Annotated in this window: 24 protein-coding genes; 17 read left to right on the top strand and 7 right to left on the bottom strand. The window is 71.6% G+C overall.

Going from position 1 to position 19,019, the window contains the following annotated elements; genetic code table 11:
• Positions 1-403: 403 nt before the first annotated feature.
• The 4 genes from PYR91_RS10320 (at position 404) to PYR91_RS10305 (ending at position 2,530) form a co-directional block, all read left to right on the top strand.
• On the top strand, positions 404-1,588 hold the full coding sequence (locus PYR91_RS10320; protein ID WP_279779284.1) for a helix-turn-helix transcriptional regulator: 1,185 nt from the start codon (positions 404-406) through the stop codon (positions 1,586-1,588).
• Positions 1,589-1,678: 90 nt separating this feature from the next.
• Positions 1,679-1,894 (top strand): hypothetical protein, encoded by a 216-nt coding sequence (locus PYR91_RS10315; protein ID WP_279779283.1) that lies wholly within the window; start codon positions 1,679-1,681, stop codon positions 1,892-1,894.
• A 5-nt stretch (positions 1,895-1,899) separates the two neighbouring features.
• Positions 1,900-2,214 (top strand): hypothetical protein, encoded by a 315-nt coding sequence (locus PYR91_RS10310; RefSeq protein WP_279779282.1) that lies wholly within the window; start codon positions 1,900-1,902, stop codon positions 2,212-2,214.
• On the top strand, positions 2,201-2,530 hold the full coding sequence (locus PYR91_RS10305; RefSeq protein ID WP_279779281.1) for a hypothetical protein: 330 nt from the start codon (positions 2,201-2,203) through the stop codon (positions 2,528-2,530). The genes PYR91_RS10310 and PYR91_RS10305 overlap by 14 nt, the downstream gene beginning before the upstream one ends.
• A gap of 58 nt (positions 2,531-2,588) precedes the next feature.
• Here PYR91_RS10305 and PYR91_RS10300 read toward each other — a convergent pair whose 3' ends face one another.
• A complete protein-coding gene (locus PYR91_RS10300; RefSeq protein ID WP_279779280.1) occupies positions 2,589-2,798 on the bottom strand; it encodes a hypothetical protein in 210 nt (69 codons plus the stop codon).
• 119 nt (positions 2,799-2,917) lie between these two features.
• On the opposite strand from PYR91_RS10300, the gene PYR91_RS10295 reads away from it, so the two are divergent.
• The 13 genes from PYR91_RS10295 (at position 2,918) to PYR91_RS10235 (ending at position 15,821) form a co-directional block, all read left to right on the top strand.
• Positions 2,918-4,381 carry a hypothetical protein gene (locus PYR91_RS10295; protein WP_279779279.1) on the top strand — a complete coding sequence of 488 codons (1,464 nt, stop codon included), beginning with the start codon at positions 2,918-2,920 and terminating at the stop codon, positions 4,379-4,381.
• Positions 4,381-4,605, top strand: a complete 225-nt coding sequence (locus PYR91_RS10290) for a hypothetical protein (protein ID WP_279779278.1) — start codon at positions 4,381-4,383, stop codon at positions 4,603-4,605. The genes PYR91_RS10295 and PYR91_RS10290 overlap by 1 nt, the downstream gene beginning before the upstream one ends.
• Before the next feature lie 674 nt (positions 4,606-5,279).
• Positions 5,280-6,161 carry a hypothetical protein gene (locus PYR91_RS10285; protein WP_279779276.1) on the top strand — a complete coding sequence of 294 codons (882 nt, stop codon included), beginning with the start codon at positions 5,280-5,282 and terminating at the stop codon, positions 6,159-6,161.
• Between the two features lie 42 nt (positions 6,162-6,203).
• On the top strand, positions 6,204-8,351 hold the full coding sequence (locus tag PYR91_RS10280; protein WP_279779275.1) for a hypothetical protein: 2,148 nt from the start codon (positions 6,204-6,206) through the stop codon (positions 8,349-8,351).
• A 224-nt stretch (positions 8,352-8,575) separates the two neighbouring features.
• Positions 8,576-8,944, top strand: coding sequence for a hypothetical protein (locus PYR91_RS10275; RefSeq protein WP_279779274.1), 369 nt, complete (start codon positions 8,576-8,578; stop codon positions 8,942-8,944).
• Positions 8,941-9,558: a M48 family metalloprotease gene (locus PYR91_RS10270; RefSeq protein WP_279779272.1), complete on the top strand. Its 618-nt coding sequence runs from the start codon at positions 8,941-8,943 to the stop codon at positions 9,556-9,558. The genes PYR91_RS10275 and PYR91_RS10270 overlap by 4 nt, the downstream gene beginning before the upstream one ends.
• Positions 9,559-9,653: 95 nt before the next feature.
• Positions 9,654-9,926, top strand: coding sequence for an HU family DNA-binding protein (locus PYR91_RS10265; RefSeq protein WP_279779271.1), 273 nt, complete (start codon positions 9,654-9,656; stop codon positions 9,924-9,926).
• Between the two features lie 96 nt (positions 9,927-10,022).
• Entirely contained in the window at positions 10,023-11,888 is a 1,866-nt protein-coding gene (locus tag PYR91_RS10260; RefSeq protein ID WP_279779269.1) for a nucleotidyltransferase domain-containing protein, read from the top strand.
• Positions 11,885-12,940 (top strand): hypothetical protein, encoded by a 1,056-nt coding sequence (locus tag PYR91_RS10255; RefSeq protein WP_279779268.1) that lies wholly within the window; start codon positions 11,885-11,887, stop codon positions 12,938-12,940. Before PYR91_RS10260 ends, PYR91_RS10255 begins: the two co-directional genes overlap by 4 nt.
• A complete protein-coding gene (locus PYR91_RS10250; RefSeq protein WP_279779266.1) occupies positions 12,937-13,713 on the top strand; it encodes an SDR family oxidoreductase in 777 nt (258 codons plus the stop codon). Before PYR91_RS10255 ends, PYR91_RS10250 begins: the two co-directional genes overlap by 4 nt.
• A gap of 12 nt (positions 13,714-13,725) precedes the next feature.
• Entirely contained in the window at positions 13,726-14,199 is a 474-nt protein-coding gene (locus tag PYR91_RS10245; RefSeq protein ID WP_279779265.1) for an NUDIX domain-containing protein, read from the top strand.
• A 771-nt stretch (positions 14,200-14,970) separates the two neighbouring features.
• Positions 14,971-15,387: a helix-turn-helix transcriptional regulator gene (locus tag PYR91_RS10240; protein ID WP_279779263.1), complete on the top strand. Its 417-nt coding sequence runs from the start codon at positions 14,971-14,973 to the stop codon at positions 15,385-15,387.
• On the top strand, positions 15,387-15,821 hold the full coding sequence (locus tag PYR91_RS10235) for a hypothetical protein (RefSeq protein WP_279779262.1): 435 nt from the start codon (positions 15,387-15,389) through the stop codon (positions 15,819-15,821). Before PYR91_RS10240 ends, PYR91_RS10235 begins: the two co-directional genes overlap by 1 nt.
• A 173-nt stretch (positions 15,822-15,994) precedes the next feature.
• Here the strand turns inward: PYR91_RS10235 and PYR91_RS10230 are convergent, their stop codons facing one another.
• From PYR91_RS10230 to PYR91_RS10205, 6 genes are all read right to left on the bottom strand, one after another.
• Positions 15,995-16,270, bottom strand: a complete 276-nt coding sequence (locus tag PYR91_RS10230) for a hypothetical protein (protein ID WP_279779261.1) — start codon at positions 16,268-16,270, stop codon at positions 15,995-15,997.
• Positions 16,263-16,475 (bottom strand): hypothetical protein, encoded by a 213-nt coding sequence (locus PYR91_RS10225; RefSeq protein ID WP_279779259.1) that lies wholly within the window; start codon positions 16,473-16,475, stop codon positions 16,263-16,265. Before PYR91_RS10225 ends, PYR91_RS10230 begins: the two co-directional genes overlap by 8 nt.
• 252 nt (positions 16,476-16,727) lie before the next feature.
• Positions 16,728-17,492, bottom strand: a complete 765-nt coding sequence (locus PYR91_RS10220) for an N-acetylmuramoyl-L-alanine amidase (RefSeq protein WP_279779258.1) — start codon at positions 17,490-17,492, stop codon at positions 16,728-16,730.
• Positions 17,489-17,824, bottom strand: a complete 336-nt coding sequence (locus PYR91_RS10215) for a hypothetical protein (protein ID WP_279779257.1) — start codon at positions 17,822-17,824, stop codon at positions 17,489-17,491. The genes PYR91_RS10220 and PYR91_RS10215 overlap by 4 nt, the downstream gene beginning before the upstream one ends.
• Entirely contained in the window at positions 17,824-18,222 is a 399-nt protein-coding gene (locus tag PYR91_RS10210) for a hypothetical protein (protein WP_279779256.1), read from the bottom strand. Before PYR91_RS10210 ends, PYR91_RS10215 begins: the two co-directional genes overlap by 1 nt.
• Positions 18,223-18,254: 32 nt before the next feature.
• The coding region (locus PYR91_RS10205; protein ID WP_279779255.1) for a hypothetical protein at positions 18,255-19,019 on the bottom strand (765 nt) is incomplete at its 5' end.

Here is a 19,019-nt window from a genome sequence, read left to right as displayed (position 1 = left end):
TGCCAGAACTGCGACCATGACCCCTATTCGGGCACCAAAGAGGCCCTCACTCGAAATTCGAGTGAGGGCCTCTGAACTGCGGAGGCTCGGGGATTTGAACCCCGGATGGGCTGTAGACCCAAACCGCATTAGCAGTCCCATATATGCGATGATCTAGTAATTCCGATCATGACTTGCGATTGCCTACTGGGCAGGTCAGGGCCCTATAACGGTGCCTATCACGACCGACAAGGACCGGATGCAACCTGACGTTTGGGTCCGGCAATGGTCCAGCAGCCCTCCTCCGCTAGCGCAGCAAGAAGACCTGGCGCTTCTCGGACCGCCAGGCCTTCTGCGTGCAACCAGCAAAGAGGAAAGCCCCGCACTAGCCTGTGATTGACGAGATCCCAGGAGGTGCAGGGCTATGCCCGACGTTAACACGCTAGGCCGACAGATCCGGACTCTTCGCGTCGACCGCGGACTGACCCAGGAAGCGCTCGCCGAACGAGCCGGCCTGAGTCGAGACATCATCGCGAAACTGGAACAAGGCCGCCGGCTGAGCGCCAGGCTCACGACCCTTGTCCGGCTCGCCAACGCCTTGGACACCGAACTCGGCCAGCTCATCGGCAAGGGTGACCAACTGGGCGCCGAGCGCGACGGTGGCGTGCTCAGCCTTCGTGACGCCCTCCTGTCTCCCTCGCTCCTGCCCGACCTGGACGACGGACACGATGGCGCGCCCACCACTCCCGAGGCCCTCACGGTCACCATCAAAGAGGCGTGCCGGCGGTACTGGAGCGGGGACTTCCCCTGGCTCGTCACCCACCTGCCCGGCCTCATCACCGAGGCCCGACTGACCCGTTCGGCCGTAGGCCAAGCGGCCGTCTACCCGCTGGCGATGGCCTACGACCTGGCCGCCAGCGTCATGGTGCACCTGGGCCGCGATGATCTGGCGGCGATCGGCGCCGAGCGCGCCATCACCACCGCACACGGCGGAGACGACGAACTGCTCTGGGCCACCCTGCACGGCACCTACTCCTGGGTTCTCCTGCACCAAGCCCGGCTCGCCGAGGCCGAGCAGCTCGCCGTCTCGATGGCCCAGCGCATCGAACCCTCGTTCGGCGCGCCGGCGCGTCATGTCGCAGCCTGGGGCAGCCTGCTGCTCACCGCGCTGGCCCCGGCCGCCGCCGCAGGCCGCGACGTCGCCGAGTACATCACCCTCGCTACCGCCGGCGCCGAGCGGCTCGGCGAACGAACCGCCGTCTACGACTCCTCCTCCTTCGGACCCACGTCGGTGGCCATGCAGGCGACTCACGCCTACGCCGTCCGTCGCGAACCGGACAAGGCCCTGGCCGCCGCCCGGCGCATCCATCCAGGCGACCTGCGAGACATCTCCTACGGCCGGCACATGCTCGACGTCGCCCAGGCCCACGTGGACTCCCGGCACCACGCCGCAGCGGTGCAGCGCCTGCAGGAGGCTCGCGCAGTCTCCCCGGTGTGGTTCCGGCATCAGCGGGTCGCGCACTCCCTCGTCGCGGAGATCCGCGAGGCGGAGATGCGGCCGTCCCCGTCGGTGCGATCGTTGATGAAGTCTCTCGACCTAGAGATGTAGGACGCAGTGTCCTCATCCCGGCCGATGTCCCAGCGCAGGGAGGACAAGCTGTCCCTGGTGGGCGGGAACGACTGATTTCACTATCAGTAGATGGACCGTCACACAGGACACATCAGCGCAGCCTGTGAGGGCTGGCGCCTTTTTCGCAGCGACGCGGGCCGCCTGTGGGCGACCCGCGCACAGCCCTACGACTCCGCGGCCGAGGAGGCCGGCGCATGGCGCACGGTCGACGCCGATGACGAACTCGCGCTGTGCCAGGCGATCGCCGAGCAGGAGAGCATCGCCGCCCTGGCGGCCGCCTCGTGATCCCCATGCCCCGCGCGCCCCACGACGAGATGCTCCAGGGGCAGGCGGCCGAGCGGATCGCGGAACAGGTGCAGATCCAGATCGCCGCACTGGCCCGCACCTACCCGGCGTGGAAGGTCGCCCGCATGCGACACGGGAACGGCACGTACGGCGGCTGGCTGGCCGTCCGACGCGGCCGGCTGACCACCGCTGAGCGCGGCGCCGGCATGCAGCCGTTCGTCCGATGCGCCGACGCCATCGATCTGGTGATGCAGCTCGCCGTACAGGAGGAGATCGCCCGTCAGGTCCATGAGGCGGGGAGTTCCGGTGCGAGCCCATGACACGGTGCTCAGCGCCTGCGAGGGCTACGAGGACCACGGACCGCACGTCCATCAGCACGTCGGCCGCGCCACGATGCGGCGGCTCGCGTGGCACCCGGCGGCCTCCCGCGTCGACCGCGCTCGCGTCCTTCGGTGGACATGCCAGTGCCGCCAGGTGGTCTACTACCTGGTCACCGGCGGCGGCCGCGCCTGGGTGCGTCGCGCCGTATGGCGCGGACCGAAGGACACCCCGCCGGTGATCTCCGAGACCGAGCCGACGCGCTACGCCGAAGCCGCCCTGCTGTGGGAGAGCATCCTGTTGGGCCGCGCCCGGTAGCTGTACATGCCAGAGCCCCGGTCGCCTTCCCCAGCGCCGGGGCTCTCGCGGTTCGAGCCTACCCGGATTGCCCGGTGTCCCCCGACGTCGGCGAAGCCGGTGGCCGATGAGGGAGTTCGGCGCCGGGCTCACGGTTGTACCAGGCGATGAACTGATTGACGATCTTCGTTCGGTCGGTGGCCATCTTGGCCGCGGAGTTCGCGAACGCCTTCCAGCGGTCGGTCGGGATCCGCATGTTCTGCTTCGGAGTCCGCGGCTGGTTGGGCACGCGATCACGGTAGTGCGGTGTACGCCCAGGAATCAATTCGCCTCCCTTGACTTGAGGTGGGGGTACACCTCAAAGTACGGTAGGTGTACCCCCACCGTCAACGAGCAGGAGGAAGCCTCGTGGACTACCTGTCCGCTCTCCCGATCGCGTGGCAGATCGGGATCGTGGCAGTCGCAGCGGTCACCGCCCTCTACGTGCTGTGGCAGGCGAAGCGCGCGGTCATGACCCTGGCCCGGCGGCCCGTAGAGGACCTGCTCACTATCGTCGCCGCCAGCATCGCCACCGGCGTCTCCGCCCAGGGCATGTGGCGCTTCTCCGGCGACGTGCTCGGCCTGGACGGCCCGCTGCGCATCCTGCTGTTCGCGTTCATCGAAGTCGCCGTGGTCACCAGCGCCGTCCGCGCGCGGCGCAACATCGGCGCCGACCGGCCCGCCGGGGTGGATGGCATGGCCGTCTGGGTCTTCACCGGCCTGACCGCGGTGCTGTCGGCCCTGGACGCCCGCAGCCTCGCCGAGGCCATCTTCCGCCTGGCGGCGCCCCTGGTCGCCGCGTGGCTGTGGGAACGCGGAATGACCGCCGAGCGGCAGCGCCTCACTGGCTTGACCGGCATCCACTGGCGCATCACCCCGCAGCGCGTCCTGGTGCGCCTGGGCCTGGCCGAGGCCAAGGACCGCACGGTCACCGAGGTCGACGTACACCGCAGGCTCACCCGGCTCGCCCTGGCCGCCAAGCTCGTACACCAGCTCCGCACCGCCGGAGCCAAGCCGCGCAAGGTCGCCGCAGCCACCGCCCGCCGGGATCGCGCCCTGGACCAGGCCGTCGAGCACACCGACCTCGCCACCAACCCAACGACACGGGCCCGGCTGCTGGACATCACCATCACGCTGGGCGGCGCCGAGGACCTCACCACGCTCCTGGCCACCGCGCCCGCGCCCTGGGCCGACGACGACCACCCGGCCGTCAACGGCCGGGTCCGCCACAGCGAGGCCGTCATGCTCGCCGCCGCGCTCAACCTCAACACCGCCGCCCGCCTCGGTCCGGTCGCGACCGCTCCGGCGACCGGTCGCGGCTCAGACGGCGAACGCGCCGCCGACGGCGCGGAGCTGCCCCCGCCGTCGGCCGAGGGCCGATCCTGGCTGGCCTCACTGACCCCATGGTGGCGACCGCAGCCGCGACCGGTCGCAGCCCTGGTCGACGACCGGCAGCCGGTCGCCGATCTGGTCGCGGAAGAGCCCCCGGCAGAGGAGGCGGTCGCGACCGAGTCGCGACCGGTCGCCGACCGCCCGAAGCCCACTGACCAGGACCGGAAGCGCGCCATCCGGTTCTACATCCAGCAGACCAAGAAGCTGAACCCGCCCTCCAAGCGCACCCTGGCCGACTGGACGGGCTTCGGCGAGACCTGGGCGCTGGGGTGCATCCAGGAAGGACGCCAGAGCATGATCGACGAGGGGTGGACCTTCGACGAGAAGGGCGGCCCGATCCCCCCGCGACCGGTCGCAGGACCGGTCGCGACCACCGCCGCGCCCGCGACCGGCACCGCGTCGGTCAACGGCAGCGCGCCGACGGCCGGCGGTGGTGGGTGATGGGGCTGCACCGCTGCGAGCGCCCGCCGCGCCCAGCCCGCTACGTCGCCGCCGCGCTCGCCCTGGCCGCGCCGGTCGCCGGCGGCCTCGGCGCGGCGCTGGCCCTGTGGGTCGACGCGCCCGCGGCCACCGTGTACACGGTGTGGGCCGCTGTGCTGGGCATTGCCGCGGCGACCGGCCTCACCCTCGGGCTCCGGGCCCGAGCGCTGTGGGGGCGGGGATGACAGGGGAGCCGAGGGAGCGCGAGCCCAGCGATCCCGACGAAGAGACCGTGGTCCAGGGCCCCGAACCGAAGCCCGAGCCCGAGGGCGAGTCGGTGCAGGTGCCCGAGCGCCGGGGGCTGCCGGCCGCCCACATGGCCGTCGGAGTGCTGTCGGTGCTGACGCTGGGCGGCTTCGGCCTGGTGCAGTGGCTGGGCTGGGGCGGGCTGGCGGGCGGCGCCGCCGGGGTGGTGGCGGCCGGCTCCGGCTATGGGTACTGGCGGTGGCGGCGGGCTCACCCGCGCCGTCACCGAGCCGCGCGCCCGGGTCCGGCCGGCGACGGCCGCGGTAGCCGGTCCACGCGCCCGCTGCTCAACGCTGGCGGTGGCCGGGGGCGGGCGGGCGGCGGGTCGACGTCGCGGCTGCCTACATTCGGGCGGGGAGCTGGTGGCCGCGGTGGTGGCGGCCGCGGTGGCCGTCTGCCCGGTACAGGAGGTGGCCGCGGTGGCGCTGGCCGGGGCGGCGGTGCCGGGCGCGGAGCGGGTCTGGGCCGGCTGCTGGGCAGAGGCGGCGACCGTGGCCCCGGCTCCGGTGCAGGTCGTGGCCGGGCCCCGGGGGGCGGCCGGAGTACACGGGCCGGCTCGCGAGGGCACGGCCACGGCGGCAGCGGGGGCGGGCCCGGGCGCTCGCGTCACGGAGTGCTGGGCTCAGCCGCTCACCACGCCGGCCGTCCGCTGCGAGCGTTGCGCCGCGCGGCCGCGGCTGGTCGACGTCGCGCAGCGCCCCACATCGCGCGTGCCCGCGCCCGGTCCCGCGAGCTGGACGAAGCCACCGGCTACCTCGCCAGCCGGGCCGCCCGGCGTGCCCAGCGCCTGGCGCGCGCCGGGTGGCGCCGCACCGCACCCCACGCCCGGCGGCTGGCCAAGTGGGCCGACCGGCTCACCGGACACCGCATGTCGAAGGCCTGGGCCGCGGCCGTCACCGGCGGCCGGCGTGGCGCGGTGGCTGCGCTGCAGGGCCGCTACCGGGCGTGGGAGGTGCACACCGCGGCCGGGCTGGCCGCCATGGCCGCGTGGCTGACGCGACCGCTGCGGCGCCGCCTGGCCCAGCGCCGCGCCCACCGCGCGCAGCACGAGTCCGGCGCGGTCCCCGCCACGCCACAGCCGTCGCCCCAGGCCTCGCCCGGGCCGGTGCCCACCGTCCGAGCACGTCCAGAAATCTCACGTCCCAGGAGGAGCATCCTCATGAGCGGTCTACCGCTGATCAGCGCGTCGCAGGAGATGGTCGCGGTCGTGTCCCGGCACATGCCGGCCGATATGTGGTTCGTCGAGCAGGAGCTCAACCAGTTGTTCCAGGTGCCCGAGCACGTGGCCATGGCGCTGCGGATCTACACCCAGAATCTCGAGGCGGGCTACCCGATCGACGCGCGCGTCACCGCGATGCTCGGCGAGTTCTACGCGGGCATCGCCAAGCACAGCGCGATGGCCCAGGACCTGGCGGCGGCGTTCTCCACGATCCACGCCGAGGACATCAAGCGACGGTTGGCGCCGCGCATCAATGAGGCCCTGTGGAACGTGTGACCTGCTCCATCACCTGACGACTTCGAGAGAGAGGGGGACATCATGGCCGCCACCAAGCAGCAACGGCCGCCGGCGGACTGGTCGCTGGAGACGCGCGGCAACGTCTCGGCCACCGCCACCGGCATGCTCGCGGTGGCGGCCGGCGCGGTGGCGGCACACACCTTCCAGGTCGAGCCCGAATGGATCGCGCTCGGGGCGCTGCCGGCGGTGCTCGGGTCGATCGTCCGCAGCACCCGCAAGGCGGCCACCACTCCGGCCCTGTTGTTTCGCATGCTGCGGGTGATCGGCGCCGGCGGGTGGGCGACGTACGCGGTGGCCACCGGCCCCTGGGATCGCTACACCCTGCTGGCCCTGGGCATCGCCGGAGTCAGCAGCGGCGCGCTGGCACCTTTGTTCGAGACCGGGCCGCGCGCCACCGGCCACAGCCGCGCCCTGGTGCTGCGCCGGACCACCCGCCTGGCCCAGGACTGGGAGGCCCGCATCCTGCGGGTCGCCAAGCTGGCGGTCCGGATCGAAGAGGTGTCCTACTGGGACACCGGCGCCGGGTTCACCCTGTACGGCGTCCTGCCGCTGGGCGGCGCCACCCGCGCCCAGCTGGCCGCCCACAGCGACAGCCTGGCCGCCGACGCCCGGCTGCCCGACGGGTGCACCGTCGAGGTGACCAAGGGCCGGCACCGCGGCGGGTTCACCCTGCACGTGTCCACGGTGAACCGGCTGACCGAGGACATCGCCTGGCCCGAGGACCTGCAGATGCGCCCGATCACCGAGCCCAAGCAGCTCGGCGAGCACCGCGACTCCACCCCCGTGCTGGTCAACCTGCGTCAGGCGTGCGTGATCGTCACCGGGCAGACCGGCTCGGGCAAGACCACGACCCTCAACGGGCTGATCTGGCGGGGCGGCATGTGCCCGGACTCCCTGGTCACGATCATGGATATGAACGGCGGCGGCCTGGCGCACGCCTGGCTGCGGACCTGGCTGGAGGGCGTCACCGACCGTCCCGCCATCGACTGGGCGGCCGGCGACCCCGAGGAGGGCCTGGCGCTGTCGCAGTGGCTGGTCGACGTCTGCCATGACCGCAAGACCACCTACGCCCACCTGAAGATCGACGCCGACCTGACCCTGCAGCCCGTCTCGGCCGACGTCCCCGCGATCATCTGCGTCGTCGACGAAGGCGGCGAGGTGCTCTCCCCGACCACCCGCGACCCGGTCAAGGCGAAGATCCGCGACAACCTGGAGGAGGTCCAGCGCATCGGCCGCGACGTCGGCGTCCGGCTGATCATCGCGAGCCTGCGCGCCACCCAGGACATGGTGGCCGCCAACATCGTCAAGCAGTCCACCGTCCGCATCGGCATGTTCGTCCAGGACGAGGCCGAGCTGAACTACCTGTTCGGCTGGCGCCTGCCCTACGGACTGGAAGACCTGCACGGCCCCGGCACCGGATTCGTCCAGACCCTGGAGACACCGCTGCGTCCCTGGAAGGCCGGCAACGTCAAGCCGTCGATGATCCGCCGGGCCGCCATCCACATCGCCAACCACCGCACCGACCTGGACGCCGCCGGCGTCGCCGTCGGCGGCCGGGTCTACGCCGAGCGGCTGGAGCGGATGCGCGCCCGCTTCACCGTCGAGACCGCGGTGCCCGCGGTGCCTGCGGGCCTGCCGGTACCCGCAGGCCCGGACCCGCGCACCGCTCCGGCGCCGCAGGACGGCCCGCGGCGCCTGGTCGTGCTGCGCGGCGGCGCGGCCGACTGGCCCGACCCCGCCGAGATCGCCGCCGCCGCCCGGGCCGCCGGCCCGAGCTTCGCCGGCCGCTACAACCTGGAACCGGACCGCCAAGACCCGCCGCTGCGCGCCGAGCAGGTCCAGACGCTCCCTGCCCCGGCCGGCGACCCGCTGGCATCCCTGGGCAACCTGCAAGACCTGCCGCCGGTGCTGCGCCTGAGCCTGAACGCCATGGACGACGCCGACGACGTACGGATGCACTCCGAAGACCTCGCCGCCGCCCTGGGCCTGCCCAAGCGCGAGCTAGGCCTGCTGCTGCGCGAGATCGGCGTGCGCCCGCTGTCGGCGCCCTTCGAGCGCAACGGCCGGCCCCGCCGCGGCTATGACATCCGCGACCTGCACCTGGCCGCGCTGCGGATCCGCGAAGGCCTCCAAGACGTCCCGCAGGCGGTGGCCCAATGGTCCGCCTGACCCCCACACCACACCGGTGTTGGACCCCCACACCCCGACCTGGCGCTGTTGGGGTCCAACGTTGGACCCCAACAGTCGGTGACCTGGTCAAACGCGCCAGGTGTTGGGGTGTTGGACCCTACAGCCACCCCCCGAATCACCGCTCACACCCCGTTGAACCCCCCACCGGGACAGCCCCCAACACCCCAACACCCACGACCCCCGTTCGTGACAGGAGCAAGATCATGATGACCTCGCCACCCATCGCCCGGCGCGACGCCGAGGCGCCGCCACACCGGGCCTCGCCGAAGGCGGCCACCTCCCCGAGGAAGATCATGCGCATCAAGGCCGGCATGACGCTCCTCACCGCGCTCTGCCTGACCGCATGCGAGGGCACCATGACGGTGCGCTCCGTCAGCGCGGGCACGGTCACCGCTCGGCGTTCTTGCGCCTCCGGCTGCTGGTGGAAGCACGAGATCACCATCTCCAAGAAGGGCGTCCACTCGACGGTGAAGGTGTCCGCTGCCACCTGGCAGGCCTGCCCGATCGGCGCGGCCTATCCTCGCTGCCGCAGCGCAGCGGCCCGCGAGCAGCTCGCCAGGAGGGCCGGATGAGCGCGTCCACCGCGAGCAAAACCCCGGCCCAGCTCGCCGAGCTCGCCGACGCGCTACGTGGCGCCGCCGGCCTGCCGGCGGTCTTGGTGACCTGGAGTGACAGCCTGGGCGAGGGCCAGGCCGTGGACGCCAGCCCATGCGTGCCCGTGCCGATCGTCGAACTGGGCGCCGGCCTGCTGCAGCTGACCAGCGCCGAACTCATAGGCGCGCTGGCCCACGAGGTCGCCCACCACGCCAGCGGGTGGTCACGCGGCTATGCCGTGCTCTTCGGCGTTGCCTGTCAGGTGAGCACCGCCGCCATGGGCGCCGTGGCCCTGGCTCTGGCCCTGGGTGTGCAGATGTGGATCCCGGCGTGCCTGGTGGTCCTGGCCGCCGGCAGCCAGCTGCTGACGGCACACGTGTTGCGGCGGCTGGAGTACGAGGCCGACGCGCTGGCGGTGCAGCTGCTGGACCGGATCGGCATGCCCGGGCGGGACGTGGTCCAGGCCATGCTGTGGCGCATCACCCACCGCGAGACCCGCTGGGACCGTCTGCCCCGCTGGGACCGTCTGCTGTGGTTCACCGCGCCGCACCCTCCCGCCGCCGCCCGCCTGCGTGCCATCGGCCGGGGCTGACGTTGCGGGTGCTCGCCCGCCCTCCGGCGGGTGGGCGAGCACCCGGAGCGCCCGCCAGGGTCAGCTTCACCACCCACCACGAGAAAGGCAAGATCATGACGAAGACGGAACTCGTCACAACGGCCGCCGCTGAGGCCGGCCTCTCGCAGGACGAGATGGGCAAGGCGCTCGCCGCGATCCTCGGGACGATCCAGAGTGCCGTCGCCTCCGGTGAGCCGGTCGAGCTCATCGGGTTCGGCACGTTCAAGCGGGCCGACCGTAAGGCGCGCAAGGCCCGTAACCCGCAGACCGGCGAGCCGATCACGGTCCCCGCCAGACGCGCGCCCGCGTTCAAGGCCGGCGCGACGTTCAAGACCGCGGTCGCCTGACGTCGTAGCTCCGCGTCTCGCCCGGTCGCCCGCCCGGCGGGCGAGACGCCGCCCCCAGCCCATGGGGCGGCTTCCACTGACCCGAGAGGAGGATCCATGCAGACAACCCGCCCGACCACGGTGGCGCTCAGCGGTCCCGACAACGTCGGTAAAACGACCCACGCCCGGCTACTCGCACGGCGTCACAGCGCACACAACCCGGGACCCCTGGATGACTACGACCCCCGGTGGCGGGACGCCAAGAAGCGCGGTCTCGCCACCTGGTGGCTCCACGCCGCGCCCGTGGCCGAGGTCGTCGACGTGCTCGCGTGCTCGTATCTGGCACGCTCAGCCGCCCGAAACGACACTATTGGAACGTTCCGCATCATCGACCGGGGCATGACGATGCTCGACGCGTCCGTCGTGGCCACGGTCGCCGCCCGCGACCGCCTTTCGCACGAGGCCGCCGTCGAGCGCGCCAGCGACCTGCTGGCGCCCTACGCCGCCGACATCGCCGCAGCGCGGGCAGCCGAACACGAGCTGCTGCTGCTTCACCACGTCGACCCCGGCCGCGGCGCACAGATCGCGCTGTCACGCGAGGAGACCGTCACCCCGGCCTACACGCGTTACCAGCGCGCCCTCAACCAGCGCCTCAACGAGCTCGCCAGCACGGCCGTCGTGGTCGACGATTTGCCGATCATGACGGTGCAGGCCGAGCTGTGCAGCCGCCTGCACGCGCAGGGCCTGCCGGTCGCCCCGCCGGCCATCACCGGCCGGTGGACCGTCGCCCTGGGCGGGATGTCTGAATGCGGCAAGTCCTCGGCCGGGGCGCACCTGCAGCACGAGCACGGCTTCACCCGGCTGAAGATCAGCTACCTCTTGCAGTGCGCGGCCGCGCATCACCAGCTCGCCGACGTGTACGCGCTGCCGGCCGTCGAGCAGGCCGAGCTGCTGGTCCTGGAGCTGGACCGGTACGCCGCCGCGCATCACTACCAGGAGCGGTTCAGCATCGAGAGCCTGCACAGCTTCGATCTCACCCGCGAGGTCGCCAAGCTCCTGGGGGCCGCCGCCACCGTGCTCTACCTGCAGGCGTCGCAGTCCATACGCTGCCAGCGCGGTACCCGGGGCCGCGAGGACGTCCTGCAGCGTGACGCCGTCAAGGGCGCCCGCGGCGCCGACCGCGTCCGTGAGATCGCCGACGTCGTCATCGACAACGACGGCTCCCAGACCGAGCTCGGCCACGCCCTGGACCGGCTCGTCAGGGGCCGCCTGTGGCAGGCCCGCGTGCCCCGCGTGGTGGCCTCGGCCGACCTCGGCCTGCCGGACCGCCTGACCGGCTTCCTGGACCACCTCCTGGTCGCGGTCACCGGCCCGGGCGCCCCGGTGGCGCTGGTCGCGGTCACCGGGTCGGGCGCGCGTGGCAAGTACCTGGAAGGCTGGAGCGACCTGGACGTGCTCATCGTCGCCGCCCCCGCCGCGCTGGCGACGATCCGGGCGGCGCTGGGCGACGCCCACACTCGGCTGGGCGGGGTGAAGCTCGGCCTGACCGTCATCACCCCGGGCGAGTGCCAGACCGCCGCGCTGACCTCGCGCCTGATCTACACCATCGCCTCGATCGCCAGCGGCGCGCTGCCGGTGCTGTGGGCGGCACCCGGGTTCCTCATGCCGCAGCCAGACGCGGGCACGATCGTGGCCCGCACCCGGCGTGACGGCGCCACGGCGGCGATGGACCTGCGTCGGGTCCTGCTGCGCGACCCGGTGGACCTGCGCGCCACCTACAAGGTCGCCGCTCTACTGGCCAAGATCGTTTTGAAGTGCGAGGGGCAGACGCACCACGGCGACGCCGACGCCATCGAGGCGTTCGCCAAGCTCGCCCACCTGCCGGCCGTGCCCCTGGATCCCCGCGCGGACGCCGCGGCCACCATCACTCTGGCCGAGCACATCCTGACCTGGTGGTTGCGCACCCTGGAGCCGGCCGCATGACCGCCGCCATCATTGACTCCGCCGCCGGGTCTCGCCGTCACCCCGACGGCACCTTCCGCAAGCGCCTGACCGCCGACCAGGCCCGCCGCGAGGTGCAGGGCTGGCAGGCGATCCGCGACCACCTGCCCGTCGCCGACCTGGTGAGCAGCGTCACCGACGCCGGCGGCCTGCACGTCCTGATCTACCAGGATGTTTTCGCCGCCGGGCGGTGCGAGCACCTGCTGGCGGACCTGATCAGCCATGCTGATCAGGATGACCGTGCGGTGCCCGCGGTGCGGGCGCTGGTCGACGCGGTCTGCAATTCGTGGCTGCACGCCGTCGGCGACACCGGCAAGCTGCGGCCGATCGGCCAGTGCCGTCCCGGGTTGTACGCGGCCCGGCTGGCCCCGGGCGGCCGGCTGGACGACTGGTACGGCCACCTGAGGGCCACCCCCGTGGTCGTGGACACCGGCAGCGACGTGGTCTCCTTGCACTTCGCCGGCGTGCTGGGGCGGCTGCGCGCCGAGCTGGCGCCCGAACGGGGGTGCCTCACCGCCCTCACCCAGGGCGATCCCACCGAACCGAACATCGCCGGGTCCTCGCTGTGCTGGCTGGACTACGAGCACGCCGGCCTCAACCCGGTCGCCGCCGAGGCGGCCAACCTGCTGTGGTACCTGCTGGCCATGGGCGGCTGGCTGGTCCCGCAGTACAAGCCCGCCACCTACGCCGCCACGGTCGGTCGCCGCCGCCCGGCTCTGCCGCCCGCCGTCACCCATGCCTGGATCGGCCAGGACTGGCGGCGCGTCGAAGTGGCCGGGCAGCTGCGGGCCGGCGTCGGGCGCCGGGCCGCCATCACGGCCCTGCTGGCCCGCCTGCGCAGCGACCTGGGCCACGCCATCGGCCCGGGCGACGTCATGGACCACCTGTGGCCGTGGCTGGCCATGCGGATCCTGGGCGTGCTGCCGCTCACCGCGCTGGCCGACCAGGACGCGGCCGTCTGCCTGCTCAAGCTGGCTCAGCTCGACGGCTCCTTGGCGGACTTCGCCGCCACCTGCCCCGAGGAGGACACGTGATCACTCAGGCCGAGCTGCCGCTGCGCGGACAGGTCGCCGTCGTCACCGGCGCGGCCACCGGCATCGGGGCCGCCATCGCCCGGGCGCTGGGCCGCGCCGGCGCCGACGTCGCGATCAACCACCCCGGCCACCAGGCGGACCAGGCGGCCGCGGTGGCCGACGCCGTCCGGGCGGCCGGCGCGGGCGCGATCACGGTCACGGCCGACCTCACCCGGCCCGGCGACGTCGACGCGCTCGCCGGCGCCGTGCGCGACCAGCTCGGCCCGGCCGACATCCTGGTCAACAACGCCGGCGACTATCCGCGCATCGCGTGGTCCGACCTGGACGAGCAGGCATGGGGCCAGGCCGTCGACCTCAATTTGACGGCGCACTACCGCTGCGCCCGCGCCTTCACCCCCGACATGGTCGCGCGCCGCGCCGGACGGGTGATCAACATCGGGAGTGTCACCGCCCGCTCCGGACGGCCTGGCCTGGTCGCCTACGCCGCGGCCAAGGCCGGGCTGGTCGGCCTGACGCGGTCCCTGGCGCGCGAGCTGGGCCCGCACGCGATCACGGTGAACACCGTGATCCCCGGGCCCATCCAGGTCGAGCGGGAGACCCGCCTTCCGGCCGACCAGCGCACCCCGCCCGACCATCAGATCGCACGTCAGTGCTTGCCCCGGCGTGGCCAGCCGGACGATGTGGCGGGGGCGGTAGCGTGGCTGGCAGGGCCCGGCGCGTCCTTCGTCACCGGGCAGTCCGTGCACGTCGACGGCGGGTACATCCTGCACTGAAAGGGGCATCCCATGATCGACCGTGTACGGGCCATCCTCATCACCCCGGGCGGCGCGCTGCTGACCATCAAGCGGATCCGGCCCGGCGTCGAGCCGTACTGGGTGCTGCCCGGCGGCGGCGTCGAGCCGGGTGACACGAGTCTGGAAGCCGCGCTGGCCCGGGAGATCCGCGAGGAACTCGCCGGCGAGGCCGCCGTCCACTCCCTGATCCACGTCGAAGACCACGACCGCGGGCGTGAGCACTTCTTTCTCGGCCGCATCGAACACTGGGACCCCGCGGCGCGCACCGGCCCGGAGTTCACCGACCCGGCGCGCGGACAGTACATCGTCGAGGAGATCCCGCTCACCAGCGAGGGCATCGCGCGAATCGCTCTGCAGCCCCGATCACTGGCCGACCTGCTGGCTGAGCACGCGTCGGCCGTGTTCGCACTAGCTGACTTGCGGACGGCGCTGGGGTCGAGGCTCAAGGACGCCGTCAACACCTGATGGCAGAGACAACGACAGCGCCCCGCTCCTCATGGAGGAGCGGGGCGCTTGCATGCGGTGATCATTCCGGATACCACCCCGGGATCAGCCGCTGCGGTCGGCTCGGCGTTTTGCTTCAAAGCAGTGACCGGTCAGCGTCGGGTGCTTCCGATGCGGAGGGCGGCTGCCCGCCGCGGTGGCCGATGGGGAGGCGCTGGCTGCGAGGGCTCCCCCCAGAAGGAAAGGCCATTAATTCTCATAGCCGGACAAAGCTGATTTTACTCAATCTGCAGAACAAGTCAGTCACTATACGGCGCAAAGCGACTACTCATCACACATGATCTTTCGCCGTCAGGTACGTTGACGCCCGTCCTTGGTCGTCTGAAGAACGAGGGTGACGGGCTTGAAGGAGCGGGCACCAGCCACCTGGCAGTTCTACTGCACGCCAGCCGGCGCACCCATCGTCCGACAGGAGATCACGGAGACGCTTGGGGATCGCCCCCCGAAGAGGGAGTTAGGGGCCCTGATGGAACGCATCCAGAAGGGGAGGGCGATGGAACGTGACACTGCGTCATTGGGGAAGGGCTTGTACGAAGCTCGCCTCACCTACGTAGGCAACGAGTACCGCTTGTACTACGCCATCGGGCCGCAGCACGAGCACGTGCTGCTCGCACTGAAATTTCATCGCAAGGGCAGTCGCGGAGCACAAGATCGCGCGAAGGATGTAGCAAGGAAGCGACTAGCTGACTGGTTGAGGAGAATATAGGCTTAGGCCGATAACAGGAGGTCGGGATGGATCCCAACATCGCCGAGTTGCTCGGTATCGACCTGAGCGACCCAGATGTGCAGCAAGAGAACGCCGCGATCGATCGCGACATGCGTCTCATCGAGCAGCTTGTCCAGCTACGCAAGAGCCAGGGGCTGACACAGGCCCAGGTCGCTGAGCGGATGGAGCGAAGCCAACCTGTCGTCTCTGACTTCGAGCGCCTTGGCGGTGATCCGCACCTGTCGACGATCCGACGTTACGCGCTGGCCATCGGGGCAACGGTGCACCACATCGTGAGGCCCACCCTGCGCGCGGAACCGCAGACCCGGGCGAACCCACCCATGGTCCGCGTAACCAGCGCGATTGAGAGCATGATCGCGGCCGACCTGTGCACCGCAACCAGTTCGAACGGATCTGCTGGCCTAGTCAGAATGAACGTCTGATGCAGGCCTTCCTCGTGCTGTGCGACAACACCCAAGCAGACACGACCACAGGCAAGGTCCACATGTTAGGGGCCAACTGGTCCATAGTTGGGCCCGTTGTACCCCCAATGGGTATTGTCGTCTTCCTGCGTGTACCACTTGAAGAAGCCGCCGTTGAAAGATCCTTCACCATGAAGCTCACCAACAGCGGCGGGGAGCCTGTAACACTCGACAATGGACGCCCAGTCCAGGTCGAGGGGAAAATAGGCAATCTGGCTAGGGCCGTTACACCCGAAGAAGATCACCTGACTCGGCTGACCGGCTTGCACGGCAGCATCGCGATCAACGTGGCGCCCCTTCCGCTGGCCACCGGCGCTGCCTACGCCTGGCTGTTCGAAGTGGAGGGCAAAGAGCTGGCATCGACCACCTTCGCTGTTCGTGCCTCCGACGCTTGAGGCTGAAGCACGCTGGGCGTGTACCGAGGTTCGAAGCCGGCTGCGGGAGTCCCGGGTCGGCATACGGCAAACGCCCCGCCTCTGAGGAGGCGGGGCGTTTTCGTCCATCGGACGGCACCAGCTGCGATGGATGCTAGCGACCTGTCCACGAGCTGCGGGTGAGATCGCGGCAGTTACTCAGGCGCCGTGTACGGCCGCGAGTTCGCGGGCCGCAGGCCGCGGCCCTGATTGTCGCGGGGGGCCGCCACTGGCGTGACTCGCCGGTGCGTCGACCACCACGCGAGAACCAAGATCGCTCCGTCGATCATCTGTTCGACGGAGACGACATCGACGTCCGCCCACTGCGTCGGCAGCCACCCGGCCCAGACGCCCAGGCGGACCACGCCTACGCCGACGAGCGCCAGGGCGCCGCGTAGCACTAGGGGCTGGCGGATGCTCACCTCACGCATGGCGACCGTCCTGCGCGTCGTCGGGGGCCGGGGCCGGCTCGGCGCGCTGGACGGCGGCGGCCGCCGCTGCCCAGGCCTGCTGGATCGTCTCCTCGAGGTGGTCCCAGGCGGGCATCGGCTCGCCGCGGTGGTTGAGGTCGCCGGTCGCCTGCCCGTAGGCCCTGTATGCGACCTGGGCGAGCTCCAGCGAGGGTGGTGGGGGCATGGTGATCTCCTCATCTGTGGTGGGAAAACAGGAAGGCTCCAGCCACGCAAGGCCGCTGGGCACGTATGGGCTGGTCAGGGGGACTGAAACGTGCGGGCTATCTCGCGCGCGATCAGCCGTCGTAGTCCAGCGGCGGACCGGCGGACCTCGTGCCGGCGGGGGGCGGTGCGCCCAAGTCGACCAGAGCGCGTCTCGGCAGGACGGGACTACGCAGTAGAGCGATGACACGGCGATACAGGTTGCGCACCGGTGTCAGGCCTGCACCGTCACGGCCCAGGTGAGCGGGCCGACGATGCCATCGACCTTGAGTCCGGCCGCGCGTTGGATGCGCTGGCAGGCCTCCTGGGAGACCGACCCGTAGGCGCCGTCCTGGACCAGGGCCAGGCCGTGGAGCTGATGGGCGGCGCGCTGCCAGATCCGCACGTCCGGCCCCTTCATTACCGGCGGGTAGCGCAGCAACCGGCCCGGCCAGGGCGGCGGGGGCGGCGGCCCGGTGGGCGGGAGCTTCACGCCCGGGCGGGGTGCGCCCTTGCGGATCCAGTCGTACAGCGCGTCCCCCGGGCAGGAGGTCGCGTAGCCGTCGCGGTGGCCCTTGATCTCTCGCCCGGCGCCGCCCTCGGCGCGCAGGTACTCGATCGCGTCGCGCAGGCCGCGCAGCAGGTCATCAGGTGGGTGGACCAGGCCGGAGGTGCCGACCAGGCCGAGCACGGCGTAGTGGCCGGCGTTGAGGCCGGACCCGTTGGCGGCGGGCAGGGCCCGGGCTCCGCGGCCGGTGAAGACCTTGCGGTGCGGGCAGGCCACCAGGCTGTAGCCGATGTCGCTCCAGCCGTTGCCGTCCATGTGGAAGTTCTGGATCGACTTCACCAGCGCAACACACAGGTCGTGGTCGTCGACGATCGCCGGCTCGACCCGCCCGCCGGTGTAGTGGACTTTCACGCCGAGGTTGGTGGTCACCTGGCCGTAGGGCCCGCGCGGCGCGCGGGCGTCCCAGTCTTCACGGGGGACGAAATGAATCATGCTTCCTCCTCAGGGATGTCGGGCACGTGACCGGCATTGGTGAGCTGGCGGCACAGCGCCGCCACCCGGCGTTCCAGGACTCGGATCTGCCGGGCCTGACGGGAGATCTCGGCGCTCATCCGCTGCTGCAGGCCGACGTCCCAGGCCATCGACCGCTCGTACGCGGTCTGCTCGGCCTGTAGCCGCGCCACCCGCTCCTCGCTGTCGGCCTGCCGTTCGGCGACGCGAATGTTGGACTCGGCGGCGCGTTTGGCTGAGCGAGAGGACGTCACGTAACCGGCGATACCGGTGGCGGCGCCGATCGCGGCGACCGCGATGGCCGCCCAGTCCATCAGCGTTCCTCAGCAGGCTCAGGCCACCCAGAGATCCTCATCACGACGCCGGCGACGGCGAGCCAGATCACGGCACCCCAGTAGGCCTGAGGGATCACGCCGGCCAGCCCGCCGCACATGGTGATCACCGCCCACCCGAGCTTCAGGCCGACAGCGGCGCCGAACGCCATCCGGTCGCGCCGGGTGAACGCCTGAACGAGGCAGAGCAGCCCGGCGAGCCCCCACGGCACCGCCCACACGTGCAAGGGCAGGATCGAGGCCAGGTACACGTTGGTCGGGGTGCGCAGCACGTCGGGATCGGGGCGCAGGAGCCGGTAGGCGCCGGCCAGGTCCAGCAGCGCCAGGAACAGCAGGATCGTCCCCCGGAACCCGACCCGGAGGTTGAGGCGGTGTAGCACGGCCCGGACTCGCGCGCTGCCCGCCATGGCAATCACGCGAGTGCAGCCCACAGCGCCTGGTTGGCGGGCGTCAGGGAGCCCGGGGTGATCGAGGCGGGCAGGGCAGTGAGGCCGCTGCCGATGGTCGCGAAGCGCGAGCTCGCGACTGTCGCGCCGACGTTGGCCATCCCGGAGAACCCACCGCCCATCGCGCCACGCGCGAGCGCGGGAGGAGTGCCACCGCCGATCAAGACCGCCACCCAGTACAGCCCGGCCGGAGCCGAATACGGTGCGGCGAACGCCGGGCTACGCAGGCCGGTGCCCGTCCAGGCGCCCGCCTGGTCGGCCGTGGCGGCCTGGAGCGCACCCGAGCTGTCGTAGACGCCGACGTAGCAGTTGGTGGGCGCGGTGCCGGAGGCGGTGATGTACAGGTGTGCGCCGCTCAGCGTGAGCTGACGGCCGAGCCGGACCCGGGCCAGGAACAGGACCCCAGCGGTCGGGGTGAAGCCGCTGGTGCTGAGGGTCACCGGGTCCAAGGTCCAGGCGGCCAGGCCGTGGTCGGCGGGCCGGATCTCGCACGGGTCGGCGGCCGCCACCGCGGCCGCAGCGGTGCCCGCCGGGTCATACACCCCGGCGTGGGTATGGCCGGTGCTGGCCTTGCCAGCCAGGCCGGCGTCGGCGTGGGCCCTGTCCCCGTGGGGGTCGGACGCCCCGGCGTGCGCGCTGACCTTCGCCGTGGCCCCGCTGGTCGTCTCCAGGGCGCTGGTGTCGGCGATGCCATGCACGGCCGTGGTGTCGGCCTCGTGCGCGGCCACCGC

Source organism: Sphaerisporangium sp. TRM90804 (assembly GCF_029846175.1).
Classification (GTDB): domain Bacteria; phylum Actinomycetota; class Actinomycetes; order Streptosporangiales; family Streptosporangiaceae; genus Sphaerisporangium.
Note: the sequence above shows the minus strand (reverse complement) of the source record. Positions and strands in the feature narration are given on the sequence as shown.